The sequence below is a fragment of the Streptomyces mauvecolor genome (assembly GCF_039532965.1).
Classification (GTDB): Bacteria; Actinomycetota; Actinomycetes; order Streptomycetales; family Streptomycetaceae; genus Streptomyces; species Streptomyces violascens.
On sequence record NZ_BAAASQ010000023.1, the window covers coordinates 216,435 to 239,172 of the forward strand.

Consider the following 22,738-nt stretch of genomic DNA (forward strand, 5'->3'; position numbering starts at 1 on the left):
CCGGGACAGGGAGGCCGTCTTCGCACCCCGGGGTGTGAAGACGGCCTTCTCGCCTCTCGGCCCTACGACACGATGTCCTTGCGGGCGAACCCGCGGAAGGCCAGCGCGAACAGGACGAGCGCGTACGCGACCGACACCGCCGAGCCCTTCAGCATGCCGCCCCACTCCAGGTGCGGCTGGAGCGCGTCGGCCCAGGCGAACTGCCAGTGCGCGGGCAGGAAGTCCCGCCAGTCGCCGAGCGCCGTCACCGCGTCCAGGACGTTGCCGACGATGGTCAGGCCCACCGCGCCGCCGACCGCGCCGAGCGGCGCGTCCGTCCGCGTGGAGAGCCAGAACGCGAGCGCCGCCGTGACCAGCTGGGACACGAAGACGAAGGCGACCGCGATGGCGAGCCGGGGTATGGCCTGGCCCGAGCCGAGCGACCCGCCGGTCGGGATCTGGAGCGGCCCCCAGCCGTAGACCGCCGTGCCCGCCGCGAGCGCCACCACGGGCAGCAGCACGATGGCCGCCGCGCTGAACCCGAGCGCCACCGCCAGCTTCGACCACAGCAGCCGGGCCCGGGGCACGGGCGCGGCCAGCAGATACCGCAGCGAGGACCAGCTCGCCTCCGAGGCCACCGTGTCGCCGCAGAACAGCGCGACGGGCACCACGAGCAGGAAGCCCGCCGACACGAACAGGCAGGTCGCGGCGAAGTTGGCGCCGGACGCGGTCGCCGTGTCCATCAGCGTGATGCGGCCGCCCCGGCTGCTCGGGCTGCCGCCGATGGCGAAGGCGACGATCAGGACGAACGGCAGCGCGCCGAGCACCGCGCCCATGACCAGGGTGCGCCGGCGCTTGAGCTGCCGTACGGCCTCGACGCGCAGCGGCAGGGTGCGCCGGGCCCGGTAGCCGGGTGCCGTCTCGCCCGACGGGGACTCCATCAGCGTGGTCATGCGGAACCTCCGATCAGGGTGAGGAACGCGTCCTCCAGGCGGCGGTGCGGGCCGACACCCGTCAACTGCACGTCCAGGCGCAGGAGTTCGGCGATGAGCCCGGTGGTGGTCGCCCCTTCGAGACGGATCAGGAGGCCTTCGTCGGTGCGCAGCGCCGAGCCGATGCCGGGCAGGGCGGCCACCTTGTCCACGACGGCCTCGGCGACGGGTTCGGCGGTCGTGACGAGCAGGGTGTCGCTCGCGCCGGTGATCTCGGCGACGGGACCCGCCTGGACGAGCCGGCCGCGGTCCATCACCACCAGATGCGTACAGGACTGCTCGACCTCCGACAGGAGGTGGCTGGAGACGATCACGGTGCGGCCGCCCTCCGCGTACCGGATCATCACGTCCCGCATCTCGCGGATCTGCGGCGGGTCGAGCCCGTTGGTCGGCTCGTCGAGGATCAGGAGGTCCGGCATGCCGAGCATGGCCTGCGCAATGGCGAGACGCTGCCGCATGCCCTGCGAGTACGTGCGGACCGCGCGCTGGAGGGCGTCGCCCAGGCCCGCGATCTCCAGGGCCTCCTCGATGCGGGAGTCCTCGGCGGGTCGGCCGGTGGCCGCCCAGTACAGCTCCAGGTTCTCGCGGCCCGAGAGGTGCGGCAGGAAGCCCGCGCCCTCGACGAACGCGCCGACCCGGGACAGCACGGGCGAGCCGGGCCGGATGGCGTGGCCGAACACGCGGATCTCGCCGCCGTCGGGCCGGATCAGGCCCATGAGCATGCGCAGAGTGGTGGTCTTGCCCGCGCCGTTGGGCCCGAGCAGCCCGAGCACCTGGCCCTTTTCCACCCGGAACGACAGCTCCCGTACGGCGTACCGGTCGCTGGACCTGGCGTACTTCTTGGTCAAGTCGGTGATCTGGAGCGGCACTTGGGCCAGCTCCGGGTCGGGCGCGGGGGTGTGGGTGCGCCGGGTGACCAGGAGCGCGCCGCCGATGAGGGCCCCGGCGAGCGGCAGCCCCCACACCCACCAGGAAAGACCCGCGGAGGCGGTGCGCGCGGCAGGCACGGTGGGCACGCTCAGGCCGCCGCCGTCCAGGGACACGGTGTACGTGGCGGGCCCGGCCGGGGAGGCGAAGCCGAGGTCGGTGGCGGCCACGACGAGGCGAAGGCGGTGGCCGGCCTCGACGTTGTGGTCGACGGCGGGCAGGGTCAGCTCGACGGTCCTGCCGTCCTTCGCGCCGTCGACCCGTATCGGGGCGACGAGCTGGGAGGGCAGCACCTGCTGCTTGCCGTCGGGGCCGACGTCGTACACCTTCCCGAAGAGCACGGCGGCGTCGCCGCTCGACTTCACCCTGAGCTTGACGGTGGGCGAGCCGGTGACGTGGACGCCGGTCTTCAGGGGCGCCGAGTCGAACCTCGCGTACTGGCCGGGGAAGTCGAGGGACAGGCCGACGCCGAGGGAGGACAGGCCGGACAGGCCCGCGCCGAGGCCGGGCACCGCCGAGATCGCGGGCGGCGCGCCGCCCGGCGGGTTGTCGAAGCTCTGCTCGCGGCCGGTCAGCGCGATCGTCTGCCGTCCGCTCTCCAGGCCGGGGTAGCTGCCGCTGCTCGCCCCCCTCAACTGGGCGGCGCCATCGGTGGAGTTGACGCCTCCGGTGCGGGTGACGCGGAAGGCGGGCCCGGTGTCCGCCCCCTTGTCGTCCTTCAGATACCGGTCGAACCACTGGGTGACCCGGGCCTGGGTGCGGCCGGTCTCGCGGTCGCCGCCGTCGTGCCCGCCCGCGATCCAGTCGACCGAGACGGGGGCGCCGTTGCCGGCGATCCTCTTCGCCATGGCGTCGGCCTGGCCGAGCGGGAACAGCGAGTCGGTCTGGCCCTGCATGATCAGCGCGGGCACCTTGATCCGGTCGCCCACGGCGGACGGGCTCTTGGATTCGAGGAGCTTCTCGGCCTCGGCGTCGGGCTCTCCGGCGGTCGCGACGCGGTTGTACATCGCGCAGATCCGGGGCTCGAACTTCTGGCAGCCGCCGGCCGTGGAGACGAAGATCCCTGCCCAGAGCTTCTTGTAGACCCCGTCGGGGAAGAAGACGTCCGACAGGTTCCAGTACGTCATCTCCGGGGCGATCGCGTCGACCCGCTCGTCGTACCCGGCGGCGAGCAGCGAGATCGCCCCGCCGTACGACACCCCGGTCACGCCGACGCGCGGGTCGCCCGCACGGTCCAGCCGCACCTCGGGCCGCCCGGCCAGCCAGTCGATCAGCCGGGACACGTCCTTGATCTCGAACTGCGGGTCGTTGAGCCCGATCTGACCGGTCGACCTGCCGAAGCCGCGCGCCGACCAGGTCATGACCGCGTACCCGTCCCGCGCGAGCTGCTCGGCCTGGCCCTTCACCTCGTCCTTGCTGCCGCCGAAGCCGTGTCCGATCAGCACGGCGGGCCGCTTGTCCTTGGTGCTGCCCGCCGTGAAGAAGGAGGTGTCGATCTTCGCTCCGGGCATGTCGAGCACCCGGTCCTCACGGTGCACGGCAGGAGCGCCCGAGGCCCCCGCGGCACTCCAGACACCGGCCCCGGCGAGCGCGGCAAGGGCGGCCGCCCCCGCGGCCACCCGCCATCGGCGTCTGCGCATGCTGATCTCCATCCCCCAACGGTATGCGCCCGCACCGACAACCGAGCCTGCCGCTGGGTGGAAGTGCCTGCTGTACCCGGGGAGTACGGTCGCCCTGTCCCGTACCGCAGCGGGAGTAGTGGGCGCGCCCCGCGAGAGACCGAAGGGGCCGCCCCGGACACGCCGTACGAGAAGGGAGCGCCCGCGATGGAGAGTCCGTACGAGATCCGCCGCGCCACCACCACGGCCGAGCTGACCGCCGCACAACACCTCTACGACGGCCCGGCCCGCGAGGAGTGGGCGGCCCGGTTCCTCGCCGCGCCGGGCCATCTGATGCTGATCGCGTACGCCGACGGAGCCCCGGTCGGCTTCGTGTCCGGCATCGAGATGCTGCACCCGGACAAGGGCAGCGAGATGTGCCTGTACGAGCTGGCGGTGGCCGAGGCGTACCGCCGCCGGGGCATCGGGCGCGCCCTGGTCGACGCGCTGGCCGTCGTCGCGCGGGACCGCGGCTGCTACGACATGTGGGTGGGCGTGGACACCGACAACGACCCGGCCCTCGCCACGTACCGCGCGGCGGGAGCGAAGGACGACGGCCCGTTCGCGATGCTGACGTGGCCCTTCGGCTGACCGGCCCGGGGGCTGCCCGGGCCGGCCGACGGGCCCCGGCTCAGAACGAGGCCGCGCTCAGCCACTGGTCGAGCACGGCCGCCTCGCCGAGGACCTCGACGGACGGGGCGTCGGCGGGCAGGCGGCGGTAGAAGACGCGCAGGACGTCGGCGAGGGGGCCGCGCAGCGCGACCGTCGCCTTGTCATGGGCATGGCTCCAGGTGAAGCCGTCCTCGCCGATCTCGATGAGCCACTCGGCGCCGGGGGCGTCGGTGGCGTGCAGGTGCAGGGACTGGCCGGGCTCGCCGAGCGGGGTCTCCGAACGCTTGAACGCCCGGGCGAAGTCGATGATGCCGAGCCATTCGTCCAGGGCGTCGGCCGCCACGTCGGCGGGCAGCGTGTACGCCGCGCCCACCGCGCCTGCCGCGTCCGCGCGGTGCACGGCGGTCTCGTGGGTCATCCGGCGCGACCAGAACGAGGTGGTCGTCATGCCCGTCCAGGACCAGACCTCCATGTCGGGCCCGGCGTCCCGCAGCGCGGTGGCGCAGAGCTCGGCGCCCTCGGCGAGCCAGGCGTCCAGGGCGGCCGCGTCGTCGCTGTCGGGCCCGCCGCGGCCGGCCACCTGCTCCGGCGAGACGGGCTCCATGGCCTTGGTGCTGACGATGTGGTGGACCCAGCGATGCGCTCCGCCCACGTGCGTGACGAGTTCGCGCAGGGTCCAGTCGGGACAGGTCGGTACCTTGGCCGAGAGGTCCGCACCGGACAGGTGGGACCTCAACTCGGCGGTCTGGCGGACGAGTTCGTCGCAGTAGGTCGCATGTTCAAGAGTCATGGCGCCACCCTAGGCGACCCCTGTGACAACCCTCCGTACACCCCCTGGGCGCCGCCTCAGGCCTGCGCGTCCTCGGGGATGCTGACCAGCCAGCGGGTCTCGCGGCGCGGCCGCAGGTACAGCGCCCAGTACAGGGTGGCGACGGCGGTGATGCCGCCGGTCCACAGCAGGTACTGGGTCTCCTGCTGGGTCAGGATGTAGGCGAGCACGGCGATGAGGAGGACCGGCACCGCGGGCCACAGCGGCATCCGCCAGGCCGGGACGTCCTTGTGCGAGCCGCGCCGGCAGAGCAGGGCGGCGACGGCGACCAGGAGGTACATGGCGGTGACGGAGACGCCGGTGACGCCGTAGAGGGTGTCGAGCTTGACGAAGCACAGGGCCGCGCCGGGGACGCCGACCAGGAGGGTGGCCACCCACGGCGAGCCGAACCGGCCGAGCCGGGACAGGCCCCGGTTGACGGGCTCGGGCCAGGCCTTGTCGCGGGCCGAGGCGAACAGGACGCGGGAGTTCTGGATGACCATGACGATGCCCGCGTTGATGATGGCGAGGGCGACGCAGAGGCTGACGAAGGTGCCGACCGCGGAGTTCGACCAGGTGGTGACCATGTCGCTGAGGTTGCCGCTGGTGAGGGCGGCAAGGTCGGGGGCGCCCATCGTGATGGCCACGACGGGCACCAGGATCACGGCGGTCGAGATGGCGAGGGTGGCGAGCACGGTGCGGGCGACGTTGCGCCGCGGGTGCTCCAGCTCCTCCGAGAGGTACACGGCGGTCGAGAAGCCCTGGGTGATGAACAGGGCGATGGCGAGTCCGGAGATCACCATCATCGCGGTGACCGTCGAGGGCGTACCGCTGTCGGTGGCGACCGAGCCGTGTACGAGAGCCGAGGCGCCGCGCTCGCTGTGGGCGAAGCCGAGTATGGCCACCACTCCGGCGGCGACGACCTCCAGTACGAGGAAGATCCCGGTGATCCAGGCGTTCGCGCGCAGGTCGAGCAGGCCGGCCAGGGTGGCGAGCAGCATGACGCCGGCGCCCGCGAGGGGCGCCGGGATGTGCACGATCGGCGCGAGGTAGTCGGCGGTGCCCATCGCGATGACGGGCGGCACGATCATCACGACGAGCAGCGAGAGCACGAACACCAGCCAGCCCGCGAGCCGCCCCGCCATCGTCGACACCATGGCGTACTCGCCGCCCGCGCTGGGGATGAGGGTGCCCAGCTCCGAGTAGCAGAACGCGACGCCGATACAGAGCAGCGAGCCGATGGCGATGGTGAGGGCGGTGTAGGTGCCGAGAGTGGCGAAGAGGTCGGGCACGACGACGAACAGGGTGGAGGCGGGCGTCACGCAGGACAGCGTGAGGAGGGTGCCGCCCACGACGCCGATGGAACGCTTGAGCTTCTGCGGGGTGGGGCCGGTCGCGGGGGCGAGCGCCTGGGGGGCGCTGAGCGTTTCCGTCATCGTGCGGTTCCGATCGACTGGTGCGGTTCCGAAGCGCGGGAGCGGTATCGCCTCCAGAGGCGCGGTGGTGAATGAATCGACGGCTCCCGGGTTGCCGACATGCAATCCTTCGGAGAACCGCAGGTCAATAGGGGGTTACCTGCGGAATCCGAAGATCCGGCACGGCGGAACGCCGATTTTCGGCGTCAAGAACGCGTCAAGACTGGACTTCGCCCGGTACGGGAACCGCAGCGCGCGGGCCGAAGTTCGTCGGCAACTTTCCGCGGTACGGACCGGTACGGGCGCGTACTGACGCGTACGGACGCTCCGGTGGCCGCTCGGCCGGCCGGGTACGGCGACGGCCGCCGCCCGCACCCCTTCCTTCAGGGGGCGGACGGCGGCCGTGGCGGATCAGGCGGTCAGTGGTTCCGGGGGAAGCCCAGGTCCACGCCCGACGGGCCGTCCGCCGGGTCCGGCCAGCGGGTCGTGACGACCTTGCCGCGGGTGTAGAAGTGCGTGCCGTCGTTGCCGTAGATGTGGTGGTCGCCGAAGAGCGAGTCCTTCCAGCCGCCGAAGGAGTGGTAGCCCACCGGCACCGGGATCGGCACGTTCACGCCGACCATGCCGGCCTCGACCTCCAGTTGGAAGCGGCGGGCCGCGCCGCCGTCCCGGGTGAAGATCGCGGTGCCGTTGCCGAACGGCGAGGCGTTGATCAGCGCCAGGCCCTCCTCGTACGTCTCGGCGCGCAGCACGCACAGGACCGGGCCGAAGATCTCGTCGCGGTAGGCGTCCGCCGAGGTGGGAACGTGGTCCAGGAGGGACAGGCCGATCCAGTGGCCGTCCTCGAAGCCCTCGACCGTGTAGCCGGTGCCGTCCAGGACGACGGTGGAGCCCTGGGCGGCCGCGCCCGCGACGTACGAGGCGACCTTGTCGCGGTGGGCCGCGGTGATCAGCGGGCCCATCTCCGAGGACGGGTCGTTGCCGGGGCCGATCTTGATCTTCTCGGCGCGCTCGCGGATCTTCTCCACCAGCTCGTCGCCGATCGCGCCGACGGCGACGACCGCGGAGATCGCCATGCAGCGCTCGCCCGCCGAGCCGTACGCGGCCGAGACGGCGGCGTCGGCCGCCGCGTCCAGGTCGGCGTCCGGCAGGACCAGCATGTGGTTCTTGGCGCCGCCGAGCGCCTGTACCCGCTTGCCGTTGGCGGAGGCGGTGGTGTGGATGTAGCGGGCGATCGGGGTCGAGCCGACGAAGGAGACCGCGGCCACGTCCGGGTGGGCGAGCAGCGCGTCGACGGCCACCTTGTCACCGTGCAGGACGTTGAAGACGCCGTCGGGCAGGCCCGCCTCGGCGAGCAGTTCGGCGATCTTCATCGACGCCGACGGGTCCTTCTCCGAGGGCTTCAGGACGAAGGTGTTGCCGCACGCGATGGCGAGCGGGAACATCCACATCGGCACCATCGCCGGGAAGTTGAACGGCGTGATGCCCGCGACGACGCCCAGCGGCTGGCGGATGGAGGCCACGTCCACCCGGCTGGAGACCTGCGTGGACAGCTCACCCTTGAGCTGGGTGGTGATGCCGCAGGCCAGGTCGACGATCTCCAGGCCGCGGGCGACCTCGCCGAGCGCGTCCGAGTGCACCTTGCCGTGCTCGGCGGTGATCAGCTCGGCGATCGCGTCCCGGTTCGCGTCGAGCAGCGCCCGGAACTTGAACAGTACGGTGGTGCGCTGGGCCAGCGAGGACGTGCCCCAGGTCGCGTACGCCGCCTTCGCGGCGGCCACGGCCTGGTCCACCTCCTCCACCGACGCGAAGGCGACCTGCGTGGTGACCGCTCCGGTCGCCGGGTCGGTCACCGGGCCGAAGCTGCCCGACGTGCCCTCGACGGTCTTGCCACCGATCCAGTGGTGGACGGTCTTCGTCATGTCCAAGTGCTCCTTCACAGATGGCGGCGTCGGGCGGTGACGTGCCGTTCGTACTCCTCGCGGGCCGTGACCGCCGACGTGCGGGTCGCGGTCTCGGCCACGGGCACATCCCACCACGCCTGGGCCGGGGGCGGGCCCGACACTGTGTCGGGCGTTTCGGTCTCCACGTAGACACATGTGGGCACGTCGGCCCGACGCGCCTCGGCAAGGGCTTCTCGCAGGTCACGCACGGTTTTGGCGCGAAGTACACGCATCCCGAGCGAGCCCGCGTTGGCCGCCAGGTCGACCGGCAGCGGATCGCCGCCGTACGTCCCGTCCGCCGCGCGGAACCGGTACGCCGTGCCGAACCGCTCACCCCCCACCGCGTCCGAGAGCCCGCCGATCGAGGCGTACCCATGGTTCTGGAGGATCACCACCTTGATGGGGATGTTCTCCTGCACGGCGGTGACGATTTCGGTCGGATTCATCAGATATGTACCGTCGCCGACCAGCGCCCACACCGGCCGCCCGGGTGCCGCGAGGGCGACTCCGATGGCCGCCGGGATCTCGTAGCCCATGCAGGAGTAGCCGTATTCGACGTGGTACTGGTCGCGCGAGCGGGTCCGCCACAGCTTGTGCAGGTCGCCGGGGAGCGACCCGGCCGCGTTGATCAGGATGTCGTCCCCGGTGACCAAGGTGTCGAGTACGCCGAGGACTTGGGCCTGCGTCGGGCGGGCCTCGTCGGACGCGGGGGCATAGGCGGCGCTCACCCGCGCCTCCCACTCCCCCTTCAGCCGCGTGCACTCGGCCTCGTACGCGGCCGGTACCCGGTATCCCTTCAGTGCCTCGCGCAGCGCGGCGAGGCCGGTGCGGGCGTCGCCGACCAGCTGCCGCCCGCCCATCTTGTGCGCGTCCGCGGGGCGGACGTTGAGGTTGACGAAGCGGACGCCGGGGTTCTGGAAGAGGGTGGCGGAGGCGGTCGTGAAGTCGGTCCAGCGGGTGCCGACGCCGAGCACCACATCGGCGGTGCGGGCCAGTTCGTCGGCGGCGGCCGTGCCGGTGTGGCCGATGCCGCCGACATCGCGGGGGTGGTCGTGGGGCAGCGCGCCCTTGCCGGCCTGGGTGCTCGCGACCGGAATGCCGGTGTCCTCGGCGAACACGCCGAGCACGTCCTGGGCCCGGGCGTGCCGCACCCCGCCACCGACGACGACGAGCGGCCGCTCGGCCCGCGCCAACTCCTCCACGGCACCGGCCAGTTCATCGGGGTCGACACCCGGGGCCCGGACCGGCCACACCCGTTCGCGGAAGAACTCCTCCGGCCAGTCGTACGCCTCCGCCTGGACGTCCTGCGGCAGCGCGAGCGTGACCGCCCCCGTGTTCGCGGGGTCGGCGAGGACGCTCATCGCGTTCAGGGCGGCCGGGATCAGCGCCTCGGGGCGGGCGATGCGGTCGAAGTAGCGGGAGACCGGGCGCAGGCAGTCGTTGACCGACACGTCGCCCGCGTACGGGACTTCGAGCTGTTGAAGGACCGGGTCGGCGGGGCGGCCGGCGAAGGCGTCGCCGGGCAGGAGCAGCACCGGGAGGTGGTTGATGGTGGCCAGGGCCGCGCCGGTGACGAGATTGGTGGCGCCGGGCCCGATGGAGGTGGTCACCGCATGGGCGGAGAGCCGGCCGGACTGGCGGGCGTAGCCGACGGCGGCGTGCACCATGGCCTGCTCGTTGCGGCCCTGGTGGAAGGGCATGGCCTCCGGCCCGGATTCGAGCAGCGCCTGCCCGATCCCGGCGACGTTGCCGTGCCCGAAAATGCCCCAAGTGGCGGCGATCATACGGTGGTTGACACCCTCGCACGAGGTGTACTGGCGGGCCAGGAAGGCGATCAGCGCCTGTGCGGTGGTGAGGCGGCGCGTCGTACCGGTCACTGGTATCCCTCCACGTGGTCGGGGTGGAAGGAGATCTTCCACTCCCGTTCCTGCCCCGGGCCCGCCATCACGTTCAGGTAGTACATGGCGTTGCCGGGCTGGGCGATGGACGGCCCGTGCCAGCCGTCCGGAACGAGCACCGCGTCGCCGGTGCGCACCTCGGCGAGGAGGTCGGCGCCGCCGTCGCGGGACGGCGAGATCCGCTGGTAGCCGTAGCCGCCGGCCCGCTCGAACTCGAAGTAGTAGATCTCCTCCAACTCGCTCTCCCTGCCCCGTAGTTGCTCGTCGTGCTTGTGCGGCGGGTACGAGGACCAGTTGCCGCCGGGCGTGATCACCTCGACGGCGATCAGCCGGTCGCAGGCGAAGGCGTCCGCCGAGGCGAAGTTGCGCACAGTACGGGAGCAGTTTCCGGAGCCCCGGGCTTCGACGGGTACCTCCGGCGCGGGGCCGCGGCGAGCGGGGAGTCGTCGCTCGCACCGCGCTCCTGCCAGGGCGAAACGGCCTCCCGCGCCGGAGGTGATCTGGGTGTGCGCGTCACGCGGCACATACGCGAAGTCGGTCGGCCCGTCGAACACGCCCGGGCGGCCGCTCAGTTCGACGTCGAGACCCTCGGTGCGCACCGCACAGCCACCGCGGAGCGGCACCACGAGCCACTCGCTGTCCCCGGCCTCCAGCAGGTGCGAGCCGCCGGGCGGGAGATCGAGCACGCGCAGGGAGGAGTAGCGCCACCCCGCCCGCGCGGGGTCGATGTCGAGGATGTACGGGGCGCGGGCGGTCTCGCCGGCCCGTACGAGCAGTTCCTGGTGATCCATGTCCGACTCCCTACCCCCTACAGCAGTCCGACGGCGGTATCGACGGCCGCCGCCACATCGCCGTCGGCCGGATAGAGCAGCGAGCGCCCGGCGACCAGGCCCTGCACGGTGGGCAGCTGCAGCGCCCCGCGCCACTTCTCGAAGGCGGCGTCCTGGTCGTCCCCTATGTCGCCGCCGAGCAGCACCGCGGGCAGCGTACTGGTGGCCATGACCTCGGCCATGTCGTCCGGGTTCTCGGTGACGGGCACCTTCAGCCAGGTGTACGCGGAGGTGCCCGCCAGGCCCGAAGCGATGGCGATGGACCGGGTGACGGCCCCGGCGGACAGATCGTGACGAATCCGCCCTTCCACTCGATGGCAGATGAACGGCTCGACGAATACGGGGAGTTGGCGTTCCGCCATCTCATCCACAGCCCGGGCGGCAGCGTGCAGCGTGTCGAGCGAACCGGCGTCCTCGTAGTCGATCCTGAGCAGGAGCTTGCCCGCGTCGAAGCCGAGCCGTTCCAGGTCCTGGGCCCGGTGGCCGGTGAAGCGGTCGTCGAGTTCGAAGGCTGCTCCGGCGAGGCCGCCGCGGTTCATGGAGCCGATGACGACCTTGTCGTCGAGGGCGCCGAGCAGGAGCAGGTCCTCCAGGACGTCGGCGCTGGCGAGCACGCCGTCGACGCCGGGCCGCGACAGGGCGAGCCGGAGCCGGTCGAGCAGGTCGCCCCGGTCGGCCATGGCGAGCCCGTTGGCGCCGACGCCGAGCGCGCCCCGGGCCGGGTGGTCGGCGGCGATCACCATGAGCCGCCCGCCGTCGCGGAGCAGCGGTCTGCGCACCCGGCGGGCGGCGGCCTCGGCGACGGCTTCGGGGTGGCGGGCCCGCAGCCGTGCGAGCCCGGCGGGCCCCAGGTCGGCGCTCACACCCGGCCGCCTTCCAGGACGCGCTCGACCTCGGCCGGGTACGGCATGGCGGAGGAGCAGGCGAGCCGGGACGCGACGATGGCCCCGGCGGCGTTGGCGTACCGCATGACACGTTCGAGCTCCCACCCCGCGAGCAGCCCATGACAGAGCGCCCCGCCGAACGCGTCCCCCGCACCGAGCCCGTTGACCACGTCGACCGGCACGGGCGGCACCTCGGCGACGCCCCCGTCCCGGCACACGGCGAGCACGCCCTTGGGCCCCTGCTTGACGACGGCAAGCTCGACCCCGGCGCCGAGGAGGGCCTCAGCGGCGGCCCTGGGTTCGCGCTCCCCCGTCGCCACCTCGCACTCGTCGATGTTGCCGACGGCAACGGTGGCGTGGCGCAGGGCCTCGCGGTAGTAGGTGCGGGCAACATCGGGTGCTTCCCAGAACATGGGCCGCCAGTCGAGGTCGAAGACGGTGAAGGACGATGAACCACCCCGCGCACCCAGCGCCGCCAGCGTCGCCCCCCGGCTCGGCTCCGCGCACAGCCCCGTCCCCGTCGCCCAGAAGATCCGCGCCGCCCGGATCGCCGCAAGGTCCAACTCCCCTTCCCGCAGCTCCAGATCGGGCGCCTTGGGCAGCCGGTAGAAGTACAGCGGGAAGTCGTCCGGCGGGAACACCTCGCAGAAGGTGACCGGCGTGGGCAGCCCGTCCACAGGAGTGACCCAGCGCGCGTCCACCCCGAGCTCCCCCAGCTCCGTGCGGAGGTACTCGCCGAACGGATCGCGCCCGGTGCGGGTGACGACGGCCGTGCGGCGGCCGAGCCGGGCCGCGGCGACCGCCACGTTGGAGGGCGAGCCGCCGAGGAACTTCCCGAAGGAGCTGACCTTGGCCAGCGACACCCCGGTCTGCAGGGGGTAGAGGTCGACGCCGATCCGCCCCATGGTGATCAGGTCGTAAGCAGCGCCTCGCCCGGCACCGGAAGCGGCGCCGCACCCGGAGTCGTACCCACGGCCGTCCTCACTGCCGTACGGAGCCTCGTCCATGCACGTCCCCTCGGGTCGCCGCGTCGCCGATGACCCCAGGTCTAGCCGTCGCCCACCACCCCTGTCAATCTTTGTCCTTACATTCGGACGTGGCCTTGACACTCCTCCCGCGGCCCCGGAAGGCTGGCCCCCATGACGACGGCGAAGACCCGCATCCGGATCGGTTCGGCCCCCGACTCCTGGGGCGTCTGGTTCCCCGACGACCCTCGCCAAGTCCCCTGGCAGCGCTTCCTGGACGAGGTCGCGGGCGCGGGCTACCGGTGGATCGAACTCGGACCGTACGGCTATCTCCCCACCGACCCCGCGCGCCTCGCCGAGGAGACCGCCGTACGCGATCTGCGGGTCTCGGCCGGGACCGTCTTCACGGGGCTGCACCACGGCCCGGCGGTGTGGGAGAAGACGTGGGCGCACGTCGCGGACGTGGCCGCGCTGACACAGGCCACCGGCGCCCGGCACCTGGTCGTCATCCCCTCCTTCTGGCGCGACGACAAGAGCGGTGAGGTCCTGGAGGACAGCACGCTGACCGCCGCGCAGTGGCGCGATCTCGCCGGTCAGACCGAGCGCCTGGCCCGCGAGGTGCGGGACCGCTACGGCCTGCGCGTCGTCGTGCACCCGCACGCCGACACCCACATCGACAGCGAGGAGAACGTGGCCCGCTTCCTGCACGCCACCGACTCCGACCTGGTCTCGCTGTGCCTGGACACCGGGCACTACGCGTACTGCGGCGGCGACAGCGTCAAGCTGATCGAGACGTACGGAGAGCGGATCGGCTACCTCCACCTCAAGCAGGTGGACCCCGAGGTACTGGCCCACGTGCGCGCCGCCGGAACGCCGTTCGGACCGGCCGTCGCGCAGGGCGTGATGTGCGAGCCGCCGCACGGCGTGCCTGCGCTCGAACCGGTCCTCGCCGCGGCCCAGGACCTGGACGTCGACCTCTTCGCGATCGTCGAGCAGGACATGTACCCCTGCGATCCGGACAAGCCCCTGCCGATCGCCGAGCGCACCCGCGCGTTCCTCCGCTCGTGCGGGGCCTGACATGACCCTGGGCATCGCCGTCATCGGCACCGGCCGGATGGGCGCCGACCATGTGCGCCGTATCGACTCCGTGATCGGCGGTGCCCGGGTGGCCGCCGTCGCCGACCTCGACCTGGAGCGCGCGGGCGCGGCGGCCGCGGGCATCGAGGGGTGCGGCGTCCACACCGACCCGGCGGCCGCGATGGCCGCGCCCGGCGTGGACGCCGTCCTCATCGCCTCCTCGGGCCCGGCCCACGAGGCCGCCCTGCTCGAAGCCTTCGCGCGCGGCCTGCCGGTCCTGTGCGAGAAACCGCTGACCCCCGACCCGGCCGGCACCCTGCGCGTCATGGAGGCCGAGCGGCGCCTGGGCCGCCGCCTGGTCACGGTGGGCTTCATGCGCCGGTACGACGCGGAGTACCAGCGACTCCGACTCACGCTTGATCAGGGGGAGTTGGGGCGTCCGCTGATGCTGCACTGCCGCCACCGCAACGCAAAATCGCCCTCCTTCTTCACCACCGAGATGCTGATCCGCGACTCGGTGGTGCACGAGGCGGACGCCACCCGCTGGCTGCTCGGCCAGGAGATCACCGCCGTACAGGTCCTGCGCCCGCGCTCCACCTCGTACGCCCCGCAAGGGCTCGGCGATCCGCAGCTGGTCCTCTTCGAGACGTCCGGTGGCGTCGTCGTGGACGTCGAGATCTTCGTCAACTGCGGCTTCGGGTACGAGGTGCGCTGCGAGGCGGTGTGCGAGCGCGGGACCGCCTCGATCGGCGAGAGCGGCGGTCTCGTCACGCGGGCGGCCGGGCGCGCGGCCCATGGCATCCCGCAGGACTTCACCATCCGGTTCGCCGGGGCGTACGACCGCGAGGTGCAGGCCTGGGTGGACGCGACGAGGCGGGGGTGCGTCGAGGGCGCGAGCACCTGGGACGGGTATGCGGCGGCGCTGGTCTGCGAGGCGGGGGTGCGGGCGCAGGAGTCGGGCGGACGGATCGAGGTGGAGCTGCCGGAGCGTCCGTCTCTGTACGCATAGCCGGCGCCGTACAAGTGGCGGCTGCGTCCATCGAGCGACCGGCCGCCGGGGTTGCCGCCCGTTGTCACCCGTCTGCCCCAACCACCCATGTTCACCACATGCGTTACAAGCATCCGGCTCCCGTCACACATGTCTCGATTACACGGGTCTTGCGTCACAGACGGTCGACAGGGGCTCCCCCGGCCTCACTCTCCGTCGTTCAACGGGCACAGGCTGAGTGATCGCCAAGCGTTCGCGCCGCAGCTCCCCCGACGGCCTTCCGGTCGCCGCTGCGGCGTACGCAGGGAGGTGCCCCACATGACCGACCGAAGGCTCTGGTCCTACAAAGAAATCGCCGCGCACATCCGGGTGCAGCCGGACACGGTGCGCTCCTACCGCAAACACGGGCTCCTGCCGGCTCCGGACCTGGTGGAGAACGGCAAGCCGTACTGGTTCGCGGACACGATCCGGGCCTGGGTCGCCCAGCGGCCCGGCAACAGAGGCCGCCGCGCGAAGTGACCCGGGCGCACCGATGCGGGCGGCTGTGTCGTTATCACCCCGAATCACCCCAATCGCGTCCGAGTAGGCTCGCCTAATACCCCCTAGGGGTATAGTCTGGGGTGTGTGAGGGCGCCTCGGTCTCCCCTTGGCCCCCTGATGCACCATGGATCCGTACGCCCGCGAAGAGGAGAACGCCATGACCGCCGAGATCGAGACCCCCGTAGCGACCGGTTCCTGCTGCTCGCCCGCCGGAGGCTGCCAGGGTGGCGGGGCGACCGACGTCCAGGTGGGCGCCGTCACCGCCGTCTACAAGGTCTCCGGCATGACCTGCGGCCACTGCGAGGGCGCGGTGGCCGGTGAGATCTCCGGGATCGAGGGGGTCAGCTCGGTGAAGGCCGTCGCCGCGACCGGTGAGGTCACCGTGGTCTCGGCGGCCCCGCTCGACGAGGAGGCGGTTCGTGCGGCCGTCGACGAGGCGGGCTACGAACTGGTCGGCCGCGCCTGACCCGGAGGGCGTCCCCTCCGCTTCTCCCCCCGTCGGGCCGCACCCGGTCGGCTTCCCGCCGGCACCGTGCGGCCCGGCCTGCTTTCTGGAGCCCCATCGTGCAAACCACCACCCCGGATCACGTGGTCGAACTCGCCATCGGCGGGATGACCTGCGCGGCGTGCGCGGCCCGCGTGGAGAAGAAGCTGAACCGGATGGAGGGGGTTTCCGCCACGGTCAACTACGCCACGGAGAAGGCGCGGGTCGCCTTCGAACCCGGGGTGACGCTGGCGGACCTCGTCACGACGGTGGTGAAAACGGGGTACACGGCCGAGCCCATGAACCCCCAGGGCTCTGCCCCGGCCCCCGGCACAGATCCGACTGCGGGCCACGGTTCCGCCCTGCGGAACGCCTGCCCACAGCGTGAAGGGGTGGTCGGGGCAGATCCAGCCCGTGGGGGTCCCCCCTGGACGGAGTCCTTGGGGGAGTTTGAGGACGAGCGCCCTTCAGGCGCGAACGGGGGTCTGGGGGCGGAGCCCCCAGGGGCCACCCCGCCGCACCCGGGAGACGACCGCAGCACGATGCGGCTGGCCGCGCTGAAGCAGCGCCTCACTGTCACGGCCGTCCTTTCCGCGCCCGTCATCGCGCTGGCGATGATCCCGGCGGCCCAGTTCGACTACTGGCAATGGCTCAGCCTCGCCCTCGCCGCCCCCGCCGTCCTCTGGGGCGGCCTCCCCTTCCACCGGGCCGCGTGGGCCAACCTCAAGCACGGCGCCGCCACGATGGACACCCTCGTGTCCACCGGCACGCTCGCCGCGTTCGGCTGGTCGCTCTGGGCGCTCTTCTTCGGCACCGCGGGGATGCCCGGCATGCGGCACGGGTTCAGCTTCGCCACCAGCCGCGGGGACGGCGCCGGGACGATCTACCTCGAAGTCGCCGCGGGAGTCGTCACGTTCATCCTGCTCGGCCGCTGTCTGGAGGCCCGCGCCAAACGGAAGTCCGGCGCCGCCCTGCGCGCCCTGATGGAGCTGGGTGCGAAGGACGTCGCCGTGCTGCGCGGCGGGGCCGAAGTGCGCATCCCCGTGAGCCAGTTGCGTACCGGGGACCGATTCGTCGTACGGCCCGGCGAGAAGGTCGCCACGGACGGAACGGTCATCGAGGGCGCCTCGGCACTCGACGCGTCGATGCTCACCGGCGAGTCCGTGCCGGTGGACGTGGGCGTGGGCGACGCCGTGACCGGGGCGACGGTGAACGCCGGGGGCCGGATCGTCGTCGAGGCGACCCGTGTCGGCGCGGACACACAGCTCGCCCGCATGGCCCGCCTGGTGGAGGACGCCCAGAACGGCAAGGCCCAGGTGCAGCGCCTCGCCGACCGCATCGCGGGCGTCTTCGTGCCGGTGGTGTTCGTGATCGCGCTCGCCACCCTGGCCGTCTGGCTCCTGGCCACGGGCGACGCCACCGCCGCCTTCACCGCGGCCGTCGCCGTACTGATCATCGCCTGCCCCTGTGCGCTGGGCCTGGCCACTCCGACCGCGCTGATGGTCGGCACCGGACGCGGCGCCCAGCTCGGCATCCTGATCAAGGGCCCGGAGGTCCTGGAGTCGACCCGCCGCATCGACACCGTCGTCCTCGACAAGACCGGCACGGTGACCACCGGCCGCATGAGCCTGTACGAGGTCCACACCGTCGAGGGCGTCGCCGAGAAGCAGCTCCTGCGCCTGGCCGGTGCCCTGGAGCACGCCTCCGAGCACCCCATCGCCCGCGCGGTCGCGTCCGGCGCCGAGGACCGGGCCGGGGTGCTGCCGCCGGCCGAGGACTTCCGCTCGCTGCCCGGCCGGGGCGTGGAGGGCATCGTCGAGGGCCACCACGTGTACGTGGGCCGGGACGCCGCCCTGGAGCTCCCGCCCGGGCTCGCCGCGGCCAAGGGCGCCGCCGAGGCCCAGGGACGTACCGCCGTCACCGTCGCCTGGGACGGGGTCGCCCGGGGCGTGCTGGCCGTCTCCGACACCGTCAAGGAGACCAGCGCCGAGGCCGTCGCCCGGCTGCGGGCGCTGGGCCTCACCCCCGTCCTGCTCACCGGCGACCACCACAGCGTCGCCACAACCGTGGCCGCGGAAGTCGGTATCGAGGCGGCCGATGTGTACGCGGAGGTCCTCCCCGAGGACAAGGCCGCCGTCGTCCAGCGCCTTCAGGCACAGGGCCGCACCGTCGCCATGGTGGGGGACGGCGTCAACGACGCGGCCGCCCTGGCCGTCGCCGATCTGGGTCTCGCGATGGGCACCGGCACGGACGCCGCCATCGAGGCCGGCGATCTCACCCTCGTACGCGGTGACCTGCGAGTTGCCGCCGATGCGATCCGATTGTCCCGCCGGACCCTCACCACGATCAAAGGCAACCTTTTCTGGGCATTCGGCTACAACGTGGCCGCCGTCCCCCTGGCCGCCGCGGGCCTGTTGAATCCGATGATCGCGGGTGCGGCTATGGCGTTCTCGTCGGTGTTCGTGGTAACCAACAGCCTACGGTTGCGTTCCTTCACCTGACCTCCACAAAGAGATCTAGATCACAGAGGTTTTGAGGTAACCATCGGGAGGGGTCGGGAGTCTAAGTGGGCGATGCCACGGACGTCTTGGGGGACGTCCATGGAATGTCTTGGGGGACGTTCCAGGCAACGCGTTGGCCGGGGCACGTACGTCGGGAGCTTTGAGCGGCCCACCCGACAGGTACGTACCCCGGCAGACCGCCTAGACCCCCGGCTCGGATCCCGTGGGGGGAATCCGCACCGGGAAACAGGGAAGCGCCCCGACTGCCGACCCGTGGGGGGATCGGCAGCGGGGCGCTTTCCGACTTCTGGCGCCGAACCGCCCGGCAGTTACCGGGAGTTCGGCCGGTGCGGGACGCTCAGCGGGCCTCGACCGGCACGAAGTCCCGCAGAACCTCACCGGTGTAGATCTGGCGCGGGCGGCCGATGCGGGAGCCGGGCTCCTTGATCATCTCGTGCCACTGGGCGATCCAGCCCGGGAGACGGCCGAGCGCGAACAGGACCGTGAACATCTCGGTCGGGAAGCCCATGGCGCGGTAGATCAGACCCGTGTAGAAGTCCACGTTCGGGTACAGGTTGCGCGAGACGAAGTACTCGTCGCTCAGCGCGTGCTCTTCGAGCTTCAGCGCGATGTCGAGCAGCTCGTCGGACTTGCCGAGCGCCGACAGGACGTCGTGCGCGGCAGCCTTGATGATCTTGGCGCGCGGGTCGAAGGACTTGTACACCCGGTGGCCGAAGCCCATCAGGCGGACGCCGTCCTCCTTGTTCTTCACCTTGCGGATGAAGGAGTCCACGTCGCCGCCGTTGGCCTGGATGCCTTCCAGCATCTCCAGGACGGACTGGTTGGCACCGCCGTGCAGCGGGCCCCACAGCGCCGAGATGCCGGCCGAGATCGACGCGAACATGTTGGCCTGCGAGGAGCCGACCAGACGCACGGTGGAGGTCGAGCAGTTCTGCTCGTGGTCCGCGTGCAGGATGAGCAGCTTGTCGAGCGCCGAGACGACGACCGGGTCCAGCTCGTACTCCTGGGCCGGCACCGAGAACGTCATGCGCAGGAAGTTCTCGACATAGCCGAGGTCGTTGCGCGGGTAGACGAAGGGGTGGCCGATCGACTTCTTGTACGCGTACGCCGCGATCGTCGGCAGCTTGGCGAGCAGCCGGATCGTGGAGAGGTGGCGCTGCTTCTCGTCGAACGGGTTGTGGCTGTCCTGGTAGAAGGTGGACAGCGCGGAGACCACCGAGGACAGCATCGCCATCGGGTGGGCGTCACGCGGGAAGCCGTCGAAGAACCGCTTCACGTCCTCGTGCAGCAGCGTGTGCCCGGTGATCTCGTCCTTGAAGCTGGAGAGCTGGTCGACGGTCGGAAGCTCGCCGTTGATCAGCAGGTATGCGACCTCGACGAAGGTCGAGCGCTCCGCCAGCTGCTCGATGGGGTACCCGCGGTAGCGCAGGATGCCCTGCTCCCCGTCCAGGTAGGTAATGGCGGATTTATAGGCGGCCGTGTTGCCGTATCCGCTGTCGAGGGTGACCAGTCCGGTCTGGGCTCGGAGCTTCCCGATGTCGAAGCCCTTGTCGCCGACGGTGCTGTCGATCACCGGGTAGGTGTACTCGCCATCGCCGAACCGCAGTACTACAGCGTTGTTCGCGTTCTCGCTCACGTCATCCCTCACCGACGTAGTGCCTCTTCTTCGAGGTGCCCTGACTGTCTCTACCATCCCCCATTTGGCTCAGCAGAGTGCACTCGGGGTCGCCCATTGGGCTTATTCACGGCACTCAGTGCCGCTCAACCTGCTCATCCTGCCCCGTTCGCCCCAGTTACGAAAGCCCTGGGTGATCTTTCACACCAAAGTGCCCCCTGACAGCCGGTGAGCGAGTGCGGTAAAGCGTCTGCCTGCGGAAACGGTACGTACGGCCTGGCCGATGGCCTTGCGGGACCCCACCAGGACCACGAGCTTCTTGGCGCGCGTCACCGCCGTGTAGAGCAGATTGCGCTGGAGCATCATCCAGGCGCCGGTGGTGACGGGGATGACGACGGCCGGGTACTCGCTGCCCTGGGAGCGGTGGATCGTCACGGCGTAGGCGTGGGCCAGCTCGTCCAGCTCGTCGAAGTCGTACGGCACCTCCTCGTCCTCGTCCGTCAGGACCGTCAGGCGCTGGTCGTCGAGGTTGAGCGCGGTGACCACGCCGACGGTGCCGTTGAAGACGCCGTTCTTGCCCTTCTCGTAATTGTTGCGAATCTGGGTGACCTTGTCGCCGACGCGGAACACCCTTCCACCGAACCTTTTCTCGGGCAGGTCGGGCCGGGCGGGCGTGATCGCCTGCTGGAGGAGGCCGTTGAGGGTGCCGGCGCCGGCCGGGCCGCGGTGCATCGGGGCGAGCACCTGGATGTCGCGACGCGGGTCGAGCCCGAACTTCGCCGGGATGCGCCGGGCCGCGACGTCGACGGTGAGCCGGCCCGCGTCCTCCGTCTCGTCCTCGACGAAGAGGAAGAAGTCGTCCAGGCCCGAAGTGATGGGCTGCGTACCGGAGTTGATGCGGTGGGCGTTGGTGACGACGCCGGACTCCTGTGCCTGCCGGAAGATCCGGGTCAGCCGCACGCTCGGGACGGGACCGCCCTCGGCGAGCAGATCGCGCAGCACCTCCCCGGCGCCGACCGAGGGCAGCTGGTCCACGTCGCCCACCATCAGCAGATGGGCGCCTGGTGCCACCGCCTTGACCAGCTTGTTGGCGAGCAGCAGGTCGAGCATGGAGGCCTCGTCGACGACGACCAGGTCCGCGTCGAGGGGCCGGTCCTTGTCGTACGCCGCGTCGCCGCCCGGTTTCAGTTCGAGCAGGCGGTGCACGGTGGAGGCCTCGGCGCCGGTCAGCTCGGCCAGGCGCTTGGCGGCCCGCCCGGTGGGCGCGGCGAGCACGACCTTGGCCTTCTTGGCGCGGGCGAGCTCCACGACCGAACGGACCGTGAACGACTTTCCGCAGCCCGGGCCGCCGGTGAGGACCGCGACCTTGCTGGTCAGAGCCAGTTTGACGGCCTCCTGCTGCTCGGGCGCGAGCTCGGCGCCGGTGCGCCCGGCGAGCCAGCCGAGCGCCTTGCCCCAGTCGACCCCGGCGAAGGACGGCATCCGGTCCTCGCCGGTCCGCAGCAGCCGCCCGACCTGGGCGGCGAGCGACAGCTCGGCCCGGTGGAAGGGCACGAGGTAGACGGCGGTGACGGGCTCGCCCCCGTCCGGCGCGGGCACCTTCTCCCGCACCGCCCCCTCCTCGGCGACGAGCTCGGCCAGGCAGTCGATGACAAGCCCGGTGTCGACCTGGAGCAGCTTCACCGAGTCGGCGATCAGGCGCTCCTCGGGCAGGAAGCAGTGCCCCTGGTCGGTGGACTGGGACAGCGCGTACTGCAGGCCCGCCTTCACGCGCTCCGGACTGTCGTGCGGGATGCCGACGGCCTGGGCGATCCGGTCGGCGGTGAGGAACCCGATCCCCCAGACGTCGGCTGCGAGCCGGTAGGGCTGGTTCTTGACGACGGAGATCGAGGCGTCCGCGTACTTCTTGTAGATGCGGACAGCGATGGAAGTGGAGACGCCGACCCCTTGCAGAAAGACCATGACCTCCTTGATGGCCTTCTGCTCCTCCCAGGCGGCGGCGATCTTCTTGGTCCGCTTGGGCCCGAGGCCCGGAACCTCGATCAGGCGCCCCGGGTCCTGCTCGATGATGTCGAGGGTGTCGGCGCCGAAGTGCTGGGTGATGCGGTCGGCGAAGACCGGGCCGATGCCCTTGATCAGGCCGGAGCCGAGGTAGCGGCGGATGCCCTGGATGGTGGCGGGCAGCACGGTCGTGTAGTTCTCGACGGTGAACTGCTTGCCGTACTGGGGATGGGAGCCCCAGCGCCCCTCCATCCGCAGCGACTCCCCCGGCTGCGCACCGAGCAGCGAGCCGACCACCGTGAGGAGGTCGTTGCCGCCGCGGCCGGTGTCGACGCGCGCGACGGTGTAGCCGCTCTCCTCATTGGCGTACGTGATCCGCTCGAGGACCCCCTCCACCACCGCCGCACCCGTGAGACTCGACATGCCCCGACGCTACCGCCCCGCACTGACAATGCGGACAACACGGTTGTGCACAACGGGAGTCCGGGCCGGGGTGCTTTGTGTGGCGGGCGAATTCAAGGGGGCCCGGCCCGTCGACCGGGCCCCTTGTTTTCCCTCCCCGTCAGCGCTTCCCGAAATCCCCCCGGATCCCTCCCCTGA

17 protein-coding genes are annotated in these 22,738 nt (G+C 71.5%); 6 read left to right on the top strand and 11 right to left on the bottom strand.

The annotated features are described in order from the left end of the window. Nucleotides 1-62: 62 nt before the first annotated feature. The gene (locus tag ABD346_RS28510) at nucleotides 63-932 is read right to left on the bottom strand and encodes an ABC transporter permease (protein ID WP_344378778.1); all 870 of its coding nucleotides are present in this window, start codon (nucleotides 930-932) and stop codon (nucleotides 63-65) included. Beyond that, nucleotides 929-3,538, bottom strand: coding sequence for an alpha/beta fold hydrolase (locus tag ABD346_RS28515; protein WP_344379118.1), 2,610 nt, complete (start codon nucleotides 3,536-3,538; stop codon nucleotides 929-931). Before ABD346_RS28515 ends, ABD346_RS28510 begins: the two co-directional genes overlap by 4 nt. Nucleotides 3,539-3,724: 186 nt before the next feature. Here ABD346_RS28515 and ABD346_RS28520 point away from each other — a divergent pair, with 186 nt between their 5' ends. Beyond that, nucleotides 3,725-4,147, top strand: coding sequence for a GNAT family N-acetyltransferase (locus ABD346_RS28520; RefSeq protein ID WP_344378780.1), 423 nt, complete (start codon nucleotides 3,725-3,727; stop codon nucleotides 4,145-4,147). 40 nt (nucleotides 4,148-4,187) lie between these two features. Here ABD346_RS28520 and ABD346_RS28525 read toward each other — a convergent pair whose 3' ends face one another. The 7 genes from ABD346_RS28525 to iolC all read right to left on the bottom strand — a co-directional run bounded on the left by ABD346_RS28525 (nucleotide 4,188) and on the right by iolC (nucleotide 12,851). Further along, nucleotides 4,188-4,958 (bottom strand): maleylpyruvate isomerase family mycothiol-dependent enzyme, encoded by a 771-nt coding sequence (locus ABD346_RS28525; RefSeq protein ID WP_344378781.1) that lies wholly within the window; start codon nucleotides 4,956-4,958, stop codon nucleotides 4,188-4,190. Between the two features lie 56 nt (nucleotides 4,959-5,014). Then, complete coding sequence (locus ABD346_RS28530) at nucleotides 5,015-6,412, bottom strand: APC family permease (RefSeq protein ID WP_344378783.1); 1,398 nt, start codon at nucleotides 6,410-6,412, stop codon at nucleotides 5,015-5,017. Between the two features lie 398 nt (nucleotides 6,413-6,810). After that, on the bottom strand, nucleotides 6,811-8,313 hold the full coding sequence (gene mmsA / locus ABD346_RS28535; RefSeq protein WP_344378784.1) for a CoA-acylating methylmalonate-semialdehyde dehydrogenase: 1,503 nt from the start codon (nucleotides 8,311-8,313) through the stop codon (nucleotides 6,811-6,813). A gap of 14 nt (nucleotides 8,314-8,327) precedes the next feature. Then, complete coding sequence (iolD, locus tag ABD346_RS28540; RefSeq protein WP_381226954.1) at nucleotides 8,328-10,217, bottom strand: 3D-(3,5/4)-trihydroxycyclohexane-1,2-dione acylhydrolase (decyclizing); 1,890 nt, start codon at nucleotides 10,215-10,217, stop codon at nucleotides 8,328-8,330. Further along, nucleotides 10,208-11,023, bottom strand: coding sequence for a 5-deoxy-glucuronate isomerase (iolB, locus tag ABD346_RS28545; RefSeq protein WP_344378786.1), 816 nt, complete (start codon nucleotides 11,021-11,023; stop codon nucleotides 10,208-10,210). The genes iolD and iolB overlap by 10 nt, the downstream gene beginning before the upstream one ends. A 17-nt stretch (nucleotides 11,024-11,040) precedes the next feature. Then, complete coding sequence (locus ABD346_RS28550) at nucleotides 11,041-11,925, bottom strand: Cgl0159 family (beta/alpha)8-fold protein (RefSeq protein ID WP_344378787.1); 885 nt, start codon at nucleotides 11,923-11,925, stop codon at nucleotides 11,041-11,043. Continuing rightward, the gene (gene iolC / locus ABD346_RS28555) at nucleotides 11,922-12,851 is read right to left on the bottom strand and encodes a 5-dehydro-2-deoxygluconokinase (protein WP_344379119.1); all 930 of its coding nucleotides are present in this window, start codon (nucleotides 12,849-12,851) and stop codon (nucleotides 11,922-11,924) included. Before iolC ends, ABD346_RS28550 begins: the two co-directional genes overlap by 4 nt. Before the next feature lie 234 nt (nucleotides 12,852-13,085). Here iolC and ABD346_RS28560 point away from each other — a divergent pair, with 234 nt between their 5' ends. The 5 genes from ABD346_RS28560 to ABD346_RS28580 all read left to right on the top strand — a co-directional run bounded on the left by ABD346_RS28560 (nucleotide 13,086) and on the right by ABD346_RS28580 (nucleotide 18,501). Beyond that, nucleotides 13,086-13,988 carry a sugar phosphate isomerase/epimerase family protein gene (locus ABD346_RS28560; protein WP_344378788.1) on the top strand — a complete coding sequence of 301 codons (903 nt, stop codon included), beginning with the start codon at nucleotides 13,086-13,088 and terminating at the stop codon, nucleotides 13,986-13,988. Between the two features lies 1 nt (nucleotide 13,989). Further along, a complete protein-coding gene (locus ABD346_RS28565; protein ID WP_344378790.1) occupies nucleotides 13,990-14,997 on the top strand; it encodes a Gfo/Idh/MocA family protein in 1,008 nt (335 codons plus the stop codon). Between the two features lie 297 nt (nucleotides 14,998-15,294). Next, nucleotides 15,295-15,495 carry a helix-turn-helix transcriptional regulator gene (locus ABD346_RS28570; protein WP_344378792.1) on the top strand — a complete coding sequence of 67 codons (201 nt, stop codon included), beginning with the start codon at nucleotides 15,295-15,297 and terminating at the stop codon, nucleotides 15,493-15,495. A gap of 178 nt (nucleotides 15,496-15,673) precedes the next feature. Then, nucleotides 15,674-15,982, top strand: coding sequence for a heavy-metal-associated domain-containing protein (locus ABD346_RS28575; RefSeq protein WP_344378793.1), 309 nt, complete (start codon nucleotides 15,674-15,676; stop codon nucleotides 15,980-15,982). Between the two features lie 98 nt (nucleotides 15,983-16,080). Beyond that, nucleotides 16,081-18,501: a heavy metal translocating P-type ATPase gene (locus tag ABD346_RS28580; protein WP_344378795.1), complete on the top strand. Its 2,421-nt coding sequence runs from the start codon at nucleotides 16,081-16,083 to the stop codon at nucleotides 18,499-18,501. 358 nt (nucleotides 18,502-18,859) lie between these two features. Here ABD346_RS28580 and ABD346_RS28585 read toward each other — a convergent pair whose 3' ends face one another. After that, nucleotides 18,860-20,158, bottom strand: a complete 1,299-nt coding sequence (locus ABD346_RS28585) for a citrate synthase (RefSeq protein WP_344378797.1) — start codon at nucleotides 20,156-20,158, stop codon at nucleotides 18,860-18,862. 180 nt (nucleotides 20,159-20,338) lie between these two features. Further along, nucleotides 20,339-22,561: an SF1B family DNA helicase RecD2 gene (recD2, locus tag ABD346_RS28590; RefSeq protein WP_344378799.1), complete on the bottom strand. Its 2,223-nt coding sequence runs from the start codon at nucleotides 22,559-22,561 to the stop codon at nucleotides 20,339-20,341. Nucleotides 22,562-22,738 lie beyond the last annotated feature (177 nt).